The organism is Eudoraea sp. (assembly GCF_049669105.1).
In the GTDB taxonomy this organism is placed as follows: Bacteria; Bacteroidota; Bacteroidia; order Flavobacteriales; family Flavobacteriaceae; genus Eudoraea.
In genome coordinates, this window is sequence record NZ_JBATKE010000028.1 from 1 (window position 1) to 12,626 (window position 12,626).

The 12,626-nt window shown below is 36.0% G+C and carries 13 protein-coding genes; 4 read left to right on the forward strand and 9 right to left on the reverse strand.

Going from position 1 to position 12,626, the window contains the following annotated elements; all coding sequences use genetic code 11:
- The 8 genes from WBM60_RS02075 to WBM60_RS02110 all read right to left on the reverse strand — a co-directional run.
- The coding region (locus WBM60_RS02075) for a sugar nucleotide-binding protein (RefSeq protein ID WP_424282698.1) at window positions 1–235 on the reverse strand (235 nt) is incomplete at its 3' end.
- Window positions 232–777, reverse strand: a complete 546-nt coding sequence (gene rfbC / locus WBM60_RS02080) for a dTDP-4-dehydrorhamnose 3,5-epimerase (protein ID WP_424282699.1) — start codon at window positions 775–777, stop codon at window positions 232–234. The genes rfbC and WBM60_RS02075, both read right to left, overlap by 4 nt.
- Window positions 774–1,643, reverse strand: coding sequence for a glucose-1-phosphate thymidylyltransferase RfbA (rfbA, locus tag WBM60_RS02085; RefSeq protein ID WP_424282700.1), 870 nt, complete (start codon window positions 1,641–1,643; stop codon window positions 774–776). The genes rfbC and rfbA overlap by 4 nt, the downstream gene beginning before the upstream one ends.
- An 11-nt stretch (window positions 1,644–1,654) precedes the next feature.
- Window positions 1,655–2,716: a dTDP-glucose 4,6-dehydratase gene (gene rfbB, locus WBM60_RS02090; RefSeq protein ID WP_424282701.1), complete on the reverse strand. Its 1,062-nt coding sequence runs from the start codon at window positions 2,714–2,716 to the stop codon at window positions 1,655–1,657.
- A gap of 71 nt (window positions 2,717–2,787) precedes the next feature.
- A complete protein-coding gene (locus WBM60_RS02095) occupies window positions 2,788–3,786 on the reverse strand; it encodes a hypothetical protein (RefSeq protein WP_424276915.1) in 999 nt (332 codons plus the stop codon).
- Between the two features lie 2 nt (window positions 3,787–3,788).
- A complete protein-coding gene (locus WBM60_RS02100) occupies window positions 3,789–5,474 on the reverse strand; it encodes a DUF6909 family protein (protein WP_424276914.1) in 1,686 nt (561 codons plus the stop codon).
- 106 nt (window positions 5,475–5,580) lie between these two features.
- Window positions 5,581–7,077, reverse strand: a complete 1,497-nt coding sequence (locus WBM60_RS02105) for a GH3 auxin-responsive promoter family protein (RefSeq protein WP_424276913.1) — start codon at window positions 7,075–7,077, stop codon at window positions 5,581–5,583.
- Window positions 7,078–7,082: 5 nt separating this feature from the next.
- Entirely contained in the window at window positions 7,083–7,952 is an 870-nt protein-coding gene (locus WBM60_RS02110; protein ID WP_299159594.1) for a M23 family metallopeptidase, read from the reverse strand.
- 200 nt (window positions 7,953–8,152) lie between these two features.
- On the opposite strand from WBM60_RS02110, the gene tatA reads away from it, so the two are divergent.
- The 4 genes from tatA to WBM60_RS02130 all read left to right on the forward strand — a co-directional run bounded on the left by tatA (window position 8,153) and on the right by WBM60_RS02130 (window position 12,387).
- A complete protein-coding gene (gene tatA / locus WBM60_RS02115) occupies window positions 8,153–8,338 on the forward strand; it encodes a twin-arginine translocase TatA/TatE family subunit (RefSeq protein WP_299159592.1) in 186 nt (61 codons plus the stop codon).
- A gap of 379 nt (window positions 8,339–8,717) precedes the next feature.
- Window positions 8,718–11,624, forward strand: coding sequence for an OmpA family protein (locus tag WBM60_RS02120; protein ID WP_424282702.1), 2,907 nt, complete (start codon window positions 8,718–8,720; stop codon window positions 11,622–11,624).
- A gap of 177 nt (window positions 11,625–11,801) precedes the next feature.
- Entirely contained in the window at window positions 11,802–11,972 is a 171-nt protein-coding gene (locus tag WBM60_RS02125; RefSeq protein WP_299159587.1) for a DUF6747 family protein, read from the forward strand.
- A 244-nt stretch (window positions 11,973–12,216) separates the two neighbouring features.
- Window positions 12,217–12,387, forward strand: coding sequence for a DUF6747 family protein (locus WBM60_RS02130; RefSeq protein WP_424263250.1), 171 nt, complete (start codon window positions 12,217–12,219; stop codon window positions 12,385–12,387).
- A 73-nt stretch (window positions 12,388–12,460) separates the two neighbouring features.
- Here the strand turns inward: WBM60_RS02130 and WBM60_RS02135 are convergent.
- A partial coding sequence (locus WBM60_RS02135; RefSeq protein ID WP_424282703.1) for a DUF4837 family protein occupies window positions 12,461–12,626 on the reverse strand: 166 nt, incomplete at its 5' end.

Here is a 12,626-nt window from a genome sequence, read left to right on the forward strand (position 1 = left end):
CCGTAAATGCCCTTTCAGGTGTTTTTTCTGCTTGTTCGACATCGGTATAGGCCGCGCAGTTAATACAATAATTGTAATGCCCGGATTTAAATGCTGAGTCTATACTTTTTGGATTGGTTATATCCAACCCTTTGGAGTCCATGAATTTAAAATTGAAAGAATCATAATTATTGGCGATTTTCTGTACACATTTTCCCAATTGTCCTTCAGAACCTGTTACCAATATGTTCTTCATAATCTGGCCTTTTCTAAAGGTGGCAAAACTAAGTCTTTCTCTGAAACTTTATATTGATCTGCTGGTAATTTCCAATCAATATTTAATGTTGGATCATTAAAAATAATACCGCCTTCAGAGGCCTTGTTGTAATAATTATCACATTTATAGAAGAATTCTGCCGAGTCACTCAAAACCACAAAACCATGTGCAAAGCCTCTCGGGATAAAAAGTTGTTTTTTGTTTTCATGAGTCAGTTCAACAGCTATATGCTCTCCAAAAGTAACAGAGTCCTTTCTTAAATCTACAGCCACATCCAATACAATTCCGGATAATACCCTTACCAATTTGGCCTGTGCACGATCTCCAATTTGATAGTGTAATGCTCTTATTACTCCTTTAAGTGAGAAAGATTGATTGTCCTGTACAAAATTAACGGTATTCCCTATTCCTCGGTTAAACATTTCTTTATTAAAAGATTCCAAAAAATATCCCCTGTTATCGCTAAAAACATTTGGTTCTAAAACAAAACATCCTTTAAGTTTAGTCTCTTTAAATGTCATTTAGGTTCATTAAGAATTCCTAATAAATTAATGCCATAGCCACTTTTCATTAAGGGTTCTGCGAGATTTTTGAATTGTTCTTTATCAATATACCCCATTTCATATGCTGCCGCCTCAATTGCCCCTATTTTAAGGCCTTGACGTTCTTCTAATACCTCTACAAATTGTGACGCCTGCATTAAAGATTGAAATGTTCCAGTATCCAACCAGGCAGTTCCCCTATCCAAAATACTTACACTTAATTTCTTTCTATCCAGATATACCTTATTAACATCGGTTATTTCCAACTCACCTCTAGAACTGAGCGGGATGTTTGAGGCGATTTCAACTACGTCATTATCGTAAAAATAAATTCCAGGAACGGCATAATTGGATTTTGGTTCAGATGGCTTTTCCTCTAAACTTATAGCCTTTCCATCTTTATCAAACTCAACAACCCCATAGCGCTCCGGATCATGCACCCTATATGCATAGATGACACCTCCATCCGGGTCATTGTTAGACTGCAAGAGTTTTGCCAGACCAGAACCATAGAAAATATTGTCCCCTAGAATCAAAGCGACTTTATCTTTTCCTATGAAGTCCGCACCTATAATAAAAGCTTCGGCTAAACCATTTGGAGCATCTTGAACAGCATATGAAAAAGAACATCCATATTTTTTCCCATCTCCAAGTAAATCCTTGAACAATGGTAAATCCTTTGGAGTTGAGATTATTAGAATTTCTTGAATACCCGCATACATCAGCGTAGAAAGCGGATAATATATCATGGGCTTATCATAAATAGGCATAAGTTGTTTGCTAACCGATAAAGTCAACGGATGTAAGCGTGTTCCAGAACCCCCGGCCAAAATTATTCCTTTCATTTTCTTATATGTTATTGGGAGACATTTCTTTCCTTATACATTTTTTCATAATACTCCTTATAATTGCCGGAGGTAACATGATCTAACCATTCCTGATTCTCAAGATACCAATCAATAGTTAGTTCCAGGCCTTCCTCAAAAGTAACGGAAGGTCTCCATCCCAGCTCTTTATTTATTTTACTGGCATCAATGGCATATCTTAAATCATGCCCAGGCCTATCTTTAACATAAGTGATCAATTTTGCTGATGATCCTGCCACCCTATCTAACTTTTGATCCATCAACTTACATAAGAGTTTAACCAAATCTATATTCTGCCATTCGTTAAAACCTCCTATATTATAGGTCTCAAAGTCTTTTCCTTTATGAAAAACCAAATCAATGGCAGAGGCGTGATCTTTGACAAATAACCAATCACGGGTGTATTTTCCGTCCCCATAAACAGGTAATGGCCTATTTTCAATGATATTATTGATGAAAAGAGGAATGAGTTTTTCAGGAAAATGATTGGGCCCGTAATTGTTAGAGCAATTTGTAATCACATATGGTAACCCATAGGTCTCACCGTATGCCCTTACAAAGTGATCTGAACTGGCCTTTGAGGCAGAATAAGGTGAGTTCGGATCATATGGGGTGTTTTCAGTAAATAAGCCCTCTGCGCCTAATGTGCCATAAACTTCATCTGTGCTGATATGATAAAAGCGCTTGTTGTCCTTATTCTCTTTCCAAAGATCTCTTGATGCATTCAACAGATTAACAGTTCCTATGATATTGGTACGTACAAAAGCCAGAGGATCCGTTATGGAACGATCTACGTGGGATTCAGCTGCCAGGTGAATGACCCCGTCGAATTGATGTTTTTCAAAGATCTGCTTAAGAAATTGTTCATCCAGTATATCTCCTTTTAGAAAGGAGTAATTGGCATGTTCTTCCACGTCCCTAAGGTTCTCCAGGTTCCCGGCATAAGTGAGCGCATCAAGATTATATATATGATAGCCCGGATATTCTTTTACAAATCTGCGAACAACATGTGAGCCAATAAATCCAGCCCCGCCTGTTATTAATATATTCATGGTAATAAGATTTTCAATACTGGACTCTATTTAAGAATTTTAATCGATTCTAATCCCTGAAAAGGATATAATTATTCTGGAATTTCTTCGGCTTTTTTATTAAGATATTTGATTATATCAATCAAGAAAAAAATAGAAATTAAAATAAGGGGAAGTAAAACAATTTTTTTTCCAAAAAACGATTTTTGAATTGCCTGAGGTTCGCCAAAGTTAATGATACTTATTGCATCTTTTCTTTCCTGAAGTTCTAATTTTTTTCTTTCAATGTCCCGAATCAAATTGTTTTTTAATTCAAAGAGTTCTGCTATATCCAATTGTTTCTCACTGTCAAGTATAATCCGTTGCTCTGTAAATTGACTTTCTGAACTGGCCATTTTGTCCGAATATCTGGTAATAATCTCATCCATTTGAACCAATAAGGCCTGATCTTGCTTTATTCGTTCTTGTGCATTTTCCAGGTTTATTTTGATCAATTCAATATAATAATTATTGGAATTAATATATTGCATAACCTTTCTGGAAAATTCCTCACCTTTATCAGCTTCTTTAAACGAAATTGTAATTTTATGATCAAGTGAACTTTTATTCAATATTTCGGTTCTAATGATGTCCGATACCAATCCGTTATCCTGGAATTTCTCTAATAACTCTAAATATTCAAGATCATCCTCAGAACTATTTTTATCCAAAGTCTGGTCTATTGTGATCTCATAACCTTTTAAATTTGGAATATTTAATCCAATTTTTCTAAAAAAAGTGGTGTCATTGGCCTTAATATTGGCGTCGATCTCATTCACCACGTCATATAGATAACCCTTGCTCTCTAAATTGGGTTTTACAATGACCTCTATTTTAAGTTTTTCGGTTACAATTTGATTTAAACCCAAGGCAATTAAGGCACCTACCACTGCAAAGGCAAGTAGAATCAGGAGATTCTTTTTAAAATAAAGGAAAATTCTTAAAAACCATCTGAATAGCCTATTAAAGCCATTGCCAATCATATTAAATAATTGTCCCAAATCTATTTCATCATTTGATGTGGTTTCTTTCGATGTTTGCTGATCTGCCATGCTTAGGAATTAAAAATTTGCTTAAGTATTTTATCTGTTATCAGATAGGTTGGTTTTACACCTGTAGTTCCAAGGCCTCCGGAGGCTAGTGTACTCCCTGATTCTAATGGATTATCTGAGGCATAATAGGCATATCTTACCTTAACTTCCTCCCGGATGCTCTTCCTGATTTTAGAAGCCGCCTGAATTGCTTTCTGATAATGTACCCCCTCCATTTCCAGCCCAATTGCCCGCCAGGTAGATTCGTGAAAGAATCGTAAAATATCCTTATTCTGTAACGAAGTCCCCAAAACAGTCACCATAGTGCCCTCCAGCACTTTTAAACCATTCCCCTCAAAATCTTTGGCGCTAAGCTCGTTCTTAAAGGGGTAGTTATCCGCAGTCCCCTCAAAAATATGCGCAGACGGGATCATTAAATCTCCTTTCCCGCCCTCAAGAATACCCGCTTTTCCCATAATTGAAATTGAAGCCACATCTAAAAAGATATTTTTGCCTTTTTCTAAAACATAGGGTTTTAGAAGTTCATCAATTGTTTCATATGCCTGTTCTCCAAAGGCATAGTCCATTACAAATATAACAGGTTTTTTATCATTAGGAAGGGCTTCGTTAAGTTCATAACAACAAGCGTCCTGCCCTAATTTAGCCATGTCAAATATTTGAACATCAATATTTGTTCCTGAGGTATCCTCTAAAGTAATCATGCCATTTCGCTTTGCTGTAGCAATCACTTTATTGCGCAAACCAATATTATCCTCAGAACTTAAAGCCTCATATATCTCAAGAGACCCATTTGAAGGAAACTCTTTACTAAGCGCTTTTCTGGCATATAGGGAATTTACCACGCTATGCATATTGGCACTAATAATATGAATTGGCCTTTTTAATAAGTTGTATTTTTTTAAGGTTTTCTTTATGGTTTCGGCCCATATTTCACCGTGAATATGATGCCCCAGGCGATCTCTTAACATACTGCTAAACGTAATCACTCTTTTTTCGCCCCCCGTTTCCTCCTCAAGAGATAATTTACCTAACCAATACAGAATCTTCAAAAACCGTTCAGGTTCCTTCTTTGTTGCTAGTTTTTCATATACATCTAATACCTCAACAAATGATCTTCCAAGGATGTTAGCCGTATGAATTAATGCCGTTTCTTTTTCCTCTTGAGTAAGCCTGGCTTTGGTCGCTGCCTTTTCCAATTTTTTCCAATCGCGAATAGTCCTATTTGTGTCCTCAATTAATACTCGTTGGCATATCTTATCGGCTTCTATGTACAAAAAGGTAAGGTGTGTAAGTATATCATATATATCTGAGCGTCCCCTTGTGATTTCAATATTCATCTGCTCACTATCTATTCGGTAGCAATTTCTTCTCCTCTTGGGTGGGATAATTGCCTTAAAATGAGATTTTCCATAACCCTCATCTGAGGTAAGATTAATATACCTGCACTGCTCTATTCCGGATGGTAGTCGTTCCAAAACGTAGACAAGCCCATTAAGTTCGGCCTTCTCTTCAGCCAAAGAACCATAAATTTCAGGATGTAAGGATAAAAGAGCGTTTCTTAAAGTTTCCCCGGAAACACCGGTTGGTTTATAAAAGCCTCTGTTGAATAAATGACGCATGGTAATGTACATCCGCTCAATTGCATTTGTAGATTCCTGTGCTCTTGTATTATCCTTAATTATATCCATAGACATCAGCAAAATTACATTTTAAAATTTATGATTTAGTTGGGTCTATGAAATTAAGGCTAATTGATAGCTCAAACTTTTCGTCCTAAAACCTAAATTACTGTTCCTATTCTTTCTGTAAAGCTAACTTATCCGCCACTGACCTGTCATTAGAAAGGCGTTGTACCTTATTTTGACCGCCTAATTTTCCAATAGATTTCATAAACTCATGAAAACCACCTTTTTTAATTGAGGTAATTTTTAACCGTTGAAGTATTTTACCATCAATCAGATCAAAATAATAACTGTTTTGTTGTTGAAGAGATGTATCCAGAATCTCTATAAACTTAGACATATCTGAAGGTTTTCGCTCAAATTCAATAAACCACTCGTGGTAGGGCAACTCATCCTCTTCAGGTGTAATTTGCGGTGCTACCGTAAACTCGTTAATAGAAGCATCACATGCCTCAACCGCCTTTTGCATTGCAACCTCAACTTCTTTTGCAATAACATGTTCTCCAAATGCGGAAATAAAATGTTTTATCCGACCTGTAACTACAATTTTATATGGTTGGGTTGAAATAAACCGAACGGTATCTCCAAGATTGTATCCCCAAAGGCCGGCATTGGTAGAGATTATCATTACATAGTTTGTATTTAGTTCTACTTCTCCTATAGAAAGCCGTTTAGGTTGATCCTCAAAAAATTCATCTGCCTTAACAAATTCATAGAAAATCCCTGAGTCCAGCAGTAACAACATTCCCTCTTCTTTTTGAGAGTTTTGATATGCGAAAAACCCTTCACTGGCAGGAAATAATTCTATGCTATCCACCCTTCGGCCTATAAGTTCTTCGAATTTTGCCCTGTAGGGTTCATAATTAACCCCTCCATAGATAAAAAGCTTAAAATTTGGGAAGAGCGCACCAATATTCCTGTGGCTCGTGGATTTTAATCTTTCAAAATACATCTGAACCCAGGAAGGTATCCCGGCAATCAGTGTCATGTTTTCATTTATCGTTTCCTCCACAATCTTTTCTACCTTGGTTTCCCAGTCGTCAATGCAATTAGTTTCCCAGCTGGGCAGTCGGTTTTTTTGGAGGTAATTGGGAACGTAATGGGCCGAAATACCAGATAATCTTCCCAGTTTAATCCCGTTTTTTTCCTGTAATTCCGGACTTCCCTGTAGAAAAATCCACTTCCCGTCAACAAAATCGGAATTACCGGTTTCATAGATATAATTCAGAATTGCATTCCTTGAGGCAAGAACCTGTTCTTTAATAGATTCAGAAGTAATGGGAATATATTTGGCCCCTGAGGTCGTTCCTGAGGTTTTTGCAAAATAGATTGGTTTTCCTGGCCAAAGAACATTTTCTTTGCCTGCTACCGCTTGTTCCACATACTCGCGTAAAGCTTCATAATCTCTTATGGGAACTTCATTTACAAATTCTGAGTGGCTCTTTATTTGTTTAAAATTATGATCAATTCCAAATTTTGTGTTTTGAGCATTCCGTATTAAATGTTTGAAAACCTTTTCCTGACTTTTTAAAGGATCCCCGGCCCACTTAGCGGTTTTACGGGCGATGTTTTTCGCAAAAATTCTGGCTGCTAAAGATTTTAAAGACATCCTTTCTAGTTAAAGTCGATATAATCAGCCGGGTTTACCGGATTGCCATTGTTCCACAGCTCAAAATGCAAATGAGGCCCGGTAGTTAATTCTCCGGTGTTTCCCACCGAGGCAATAACCTCTCCGGCCCTGACAAAGTCGCCCTGGTTCTTGTTCAATGAACCGTTGTGTTTATAGACTGAAAGTATTCCGTTTTTATGCTCCATAATTATAACATAGCCTGTTTCAGTAGTCCATTCAGAAAAAATTACGGTTCCAGCAGCAACTGCTTTTACGGGAGTATCTTTAAGGGCAACTATATCTACCGCATAGTGTTTGATTTGAGCATCATATTCCTGAGAAATTGTGCCGCTTACGGGTGAAAAAAGGACAAGGCCTTCGCCTTCTTTATTATTTTCAAAAAGATTGTACTTATCTTCTAATGCCACTTCTGCTCTTAGAATGGAGTCCTCTCTGATTGGAGAAAGGTCAACGGTTGAGGGGTCTATTTTAAATTGTTCAAAAAGGGAGTCTCTATTAATTTGATTGTTTTCAATATCCCCTCGCAGGACCATTCGAATATTATTTAAATACTTGTTGGTATAATTTAGGACTGTGACCAGGGAATCTGTCTTATATGTTAATTCTGTTGCCTGTCTTTTAAGCTTAGTTGAAGAGTAACCGGGTATATATTCTCTTAAGGGTGTAAAAGCAATAAGCAATGTTGTTAGCCCGATAAGTCCGATAATAAAAAGGGATCCGGTGACAAACACATTGAGTCTGCTAAGTTTAAAAGAAATTTTTTCTTCAAAAGTACTTTCGTTAAGTATCACCAGTCGATACTTATGTAGAAGCTTTCTCCGGATTTCTTTTCTCTTTTTTCCTTTTTTAGCCATAAAACACAAAGATAAACTTCGATTTGAATTAAGCAGTAAATACCTTTTAAATTTATAGTATTCAAAAATTCAACCTACTTTTAATTTACGGATTAGACACATTTTTTGACGTTTACAATTTAAAATAGATCTTCCCGTTACTATTAACAATAATATAAGTACTTTTTTAGTACCTTTGTAATCCATTAAATTATAAAATTATGGTATCATTAATTACCTTTTTAGTAATAGGTCCCTGGCAAATAGCTGTAGTTGTCGTGCTCGTGCTACTTTTATTCGGAGGCAAAAAAATACCTGAATTGATGAGAGGTTTGGGGAGTGGAATTAAAGAATTTAAAGATGCCTCCAAAGAAGACGATCAACTTGAGGAGAAGAAAGAAGAATAATTAAGAAATTTCTTAATAGATAAAAGGCGCCATCACTGGCGCCTTTTTTTATGGGATATGAAAAGACTATATCTTTATATTATACCTGTCGTTTTATTTATAAGCTCCTTTTTTATTGGCCTAACAGACAATTTGATACAACGCTTCAGATCATTTTGTAGTACTTTCCATACAGAATATAATCGACAATCCACCTTCCTTTTTATCGATGAAATACATAAGTTGATCGTACACGACAAAAAACATCTCTTTCACAACAAAAAATAAACAAGGAGTATTAATACCTCTAATTTCGTCGTTAAAACAATCATATTGGTGAAACTCTGCCTAAACAATAATACCTAAGGTCGATACTCATATTTCCCAAGACATTGAACTAATGAATACAAAATTAATACAGCTTTTTATTGCTATACTATTTCTAACTACAATTGGGGTAAGTGCGCATTGGAAGGAATCAATAGAGAAATTGACATCTTCAGATGAAATAACTTATCATAATACAAACATTGAAGTTACCGATAATGATATTGAGACTTCAAAACCCAATACTGATGTTGATTTTAGACGAATGGCCAGAGAGTACGGCATTCCTACAAGGTTAGTCAAAGATTTTACAGCTGCCCAAAATGGTTACTACATTATTGCCGGGGTATACGGAGATCGAGCGAACGCGAATAAATTTGCTCAAAAATTGAAGCTTAGGCGTCTAAATCCGATTATCATTACGCATCCCGTTAGTAAACTAAACTATGTTTCCCTTGCTCAGCATGAGAATTGGCAAGAAGCCATTAGCTCTTGTTCCACAGCAATGAGCGGGAAATATCGGTCAGAGGTTTGGATTATGAATGTTCAGGGAAGTAAATCGGACCACATTAATAAGAAGATAGCTATTGACCGCAACGAATTCAAGGAAAACTCACTTAAAACATCGAAAGAGTTTATTAAGGCAGCAAAGGAATACAAAATTGCGGCCAGGATAGTTCCCGGGTTCAAGGGTTTAAGGAATGGCTATTATATAGTTGCAGGTGTATTTGGGAACATTGACAATGTTAAGTCTTTCCGGGAAAAGCTAAGTAAAAAAAATCTGGCTTCCAAAGTAGCAACTCACCCTGAAAGTGGGTTGAACTATGTATATATCAAAGAATCCAAGGATTGGGAAGCGGCAATAAATGCCTGTAAGTCAAATCTAAATGGAAACTATAATGATAAATTGTGGATTATGAATGTCTTTGATCCAAATGAAGTGGCAGCTAAGGAAATTTTGAATAGCCTGGAAAAGAATAAGAAAACTGTTTCAGAACCCTTCAATAAAGTCAATCCTGAGAATTTTAAAGAAATTACTATTTCCCGAATAATTAAAAAAAGCGCCTCCATTTTTACTAACGACAAACTGCTTCAAAAGGCAGATTTATATTTCAGTAAGATGTGGTACGCAGAAGCTGCGGAATTATACGAACAGGTACTGGAATCGAATCCCAATAATCAATCTTTTAAAATAATAGAAAAAGCCGGGGATTCACATTATTACAATACTAATATGGAAAGAGCTTATTACTGGTATGATAAGCTGTATACGAATTACCAAAATGAGATGTCTGCAGAGAATATCTTTAAATATGCCAATTCCTCAAAAGGTACCGGGAAGTACGCCAGGGCCAAACGGTTGATGCGACTATATGATCGAGAAATGAAAAAAGGAAATACGCGTGAATTAGAAGATTTATCCAGGGCAACACGCGATGAAATAATTTTAGACAATTTACTAGGTGCCGAGGAAAAAATAGACCTTTTAAACTTGGCTATAAATTCAAAGTATTCAGATTTCTCTCCAATGTTTTATAATGATGACGAGATGGTATTTTCCTCCGCTATGGATTCTTCCTATTTTAATACCAGGCGGTATAAATATAACGATCAACCTTATCTTGATCTCTATGTTGCAAAAATAAATCAGGAATCACAGGAAGTCAGAGATGCCATCAAATTTTCTAAAAAGATAAATACAAAATACCATGAAGCGGCTGTCACATTTTCACCGGACAATCAAACCATGTATTTCACCCGCAATAATTATGGAAAAAAATTAAAAAGAGACAAAAACGGCAATAATAATTTGAAAATTTATATGTCCAGAAAAGTTGATGGCGAATGGACAGAAGGAGAAGAAGTGCCTTTTAATAGCGACGATTACTCTACCGGCCATCCCGCCCTGAGCCCGGATGGAAAACAAATGTATTTTGTATCCGATATGCCTGGAAGTATTGGCATGACCGATATTTTTGTAGTAGATGTATTTGGTGATGGTCAATTTTCCGAGCCCAGAAATCTTGGCCCGGAAATTAACACCGAACGAAAGGAGATGTTCCCGTTTATTAGCGATAAAAAGCTTTATTTTTCTTCAGATGGACATGTTGGTATAGGGGGACTGGACATATACGAGGTGGCTTATGATAGCGAAGCGGGTTTTCTGGAAGTAAGGAATGCAGGTCAACCGGTAAATAGTAAAAAAGATGACTTCTCCTATATTGTAGATGAAGAAACTCAAAAAGGCTTTTTTGCATCAAACAGAAGGGGCGGTAAAGGGGATGACGATATTTATTCATTTCAAAGATTACTACCTGAAGAAGCAAACGAAAACGCAATAGCCGGAGTGGTAACTGAATTAGTAACAGGAGAAATATTGCCTGAAGCGTTGGTAATGCTCTTAGATGAAAATAATATTAAGCTAAAAGAAGTGGTTACCGGTGAAGATGGAAGTTTTGTGTTCGAGGATCTTGAAAGCTCTACAAAATATATCCTAAAGACCGTTAAGGACACCTATTTTATTGATGAGCAATCTTTAATTACAATGGAAAATGAGCTAGTGCAGGCTGACATATCGATGAAAAAACTTAAGGAGCTGATTGTAATAGAAGATGGGATCAAAAAGTTAAAAATAGATATGATCTTCTTTGATTTTGACAAATTTTATATCAGAAATGATGCTGCTAGTGAACTGGATAAACTGGTTGAGGTAATGAATGAGCATAAAACTATGGTTATTAAAATTGAATCTCACACAGATTCCAGGGGTAAAAGAGCCTATAATAAATACCTGTCCGATAAAAGGGCAAAATCCACACGGGAATATCTGATATCCCAGGGAATTTCTCCTGATCGCATAGAAAGCGCTATAGGATATGGAGAAGAAAGATTACTCAACGAATGTGATGGTACGGTGAGGTGTAGTTCAGCCAAACATCAGCTCAACAGGCGTTCAGAGTTCATAATTGTAAAGATGTAGTGCAAATAGGAATAATAAATCGAGTTCCTAAATACGCTGACTTTTCTTAAGGGGTTTTCTTTAATCTATTGATTTTCACAACCCTATGTGGCGTTTTCACAACAAACCTACCTCCTGAAATACGTATTAAAATAAAATTTAGTTATTAATATAGTCTTAGATCTTAAAACCCAACCTATGAAACATATTTTACTTTTTAAAGAAATTTATTCTGAGGCCTTCAAAAATCTTGGCCATGTTATAGTAAAAAACTATTTCAAAGCATTTTCCTGGTTTTGTTTCGCATCTTTTATCATTGTGCTTTATGCATTTTTGTTTAGAGTAGCTACGGGATTTGCTTTCGATTAACACCAAGCAACCTAAATACCAAAAAGCGCCCTTAGCCGGGCGCTTTTTTATTTTCCATATACTGCCTCAGGTTCTATAATAAAGTCTGCTCTCCGTGCATTTAAACGCCTATTTCATGCCTTTCAAAGATGCCGGAAAGCAAGTCTGCTCCTACGCCAAATATTTATGCTCTTCAACCGATTTATATACCATATTTAATCTATAAAATGATCTTTGTTCTAGTTAACTTCAAAAAATACACTATATGGATAAAATATTACTTTTAAAAGAGCTGTACTTAGAGGCTTTCAGAAATTGGACGAACATTTTTCTAAATAAATATTTTAAAGTATTTTCCTGGTTTTGTTTTGCTCTGCTACTCATTACCGTATATGCTTTTATATTTAGAGTAGCCACCGGTTTTGCATTTGATTAATTCTTGGAGGTATAAAATATAAAAGCCCCTGAAAAAATATTTTCAGGGGCTTTTTAATTAATACTATTTAAGCCTAATTAAACTGAACTGTTTTGAGAATGGCCTCCAGTTCAAACATATAATCTCTTTTGTTGGTTGCAGGAGCAAAAGTAAATCCTTCCAGGATCAATTTTCTATTATTTGCCTTGTCATTTATAATATAGGTCAAAAAAGGACCTGCCATAGGATAATTTTGAATT

Bases quoted from the DNA above. Each gene is read 5' to 3' on its own strand.
- rfbC (WP_424282699.1), bottom strand. From the start codon at position 777: ATGACATTTAAAGAGACTAAACTTAAAGGATGTTTTGTTTTAGAACCA.
- rfbA (WP_424282700.1), bottom strand. From the start codon at position 1,643: ATGAAAGGAATAATTTTGGCCGGGGGTTCTGGAACACGCTTACATCCG.
- rfbB (WP_424282701.1), bottom strand. From the start codon at position 2,716: ATGAATATATTAATAACAGGCGGGGCTGGATTTATTGGCTCACATGTT.
- WBM60_RS02095 (WP_424276915.1), bottom strand. From the start codon at position 3,786: ATGGCAGATCAGCAAACATCGAAAGAAACCACATCAAATGATGAAATA.
- WBM60_RS02100 (WP_424276914.1), bottom strand. From the start codon at position 5,474: ATGGATATAATTAAGGATAATACAAGAGCACAGGAATCTACAAATGCA.
- WBM60_RS02105 (WP_424276913.1), bottom strand. From the start codon at position 7,077: ATGTCTTTAAAATCTTTAGCAGCCAGAATTTTTGCGAAAAACATCGCC.
- WBM60_RS02110 (WP_299159594.1), bottom strand. From the start codon at position 7,952: ATGGCTAAAAAAGGAAAAAAGAGAAAAGAAATCCGGAGAAAGCTTCTA.
- tatA (WP_299159592.1), top strand. From the start codon at position 8,153: ATGGTATCATTAATTACCTTTTTAGTAATAGGTCCCTGGCAAATAGCT.
- WBM60_RS02120 (WP_424282702.1), top strand. From the start codon at position 8,718: ATGAATACAAAATTAATACAGCTTTTTATTGCTATACTATTTCTAACT.
- WBM60_RS02125 (WP_299159587.1), top strand. From the start codon at position 11,802: ATGAAACATATTTTACTTTTTAAAGAAATTTATTCTGAGGCCTTCAAA.
- WBM60_RS02130 (WP_424263250.1), top strand. From the start codon at position 12,217: ATGGATAAAATATTACTTTTAAAAGAGCTGTACTTAGAGGCTTTCAGA.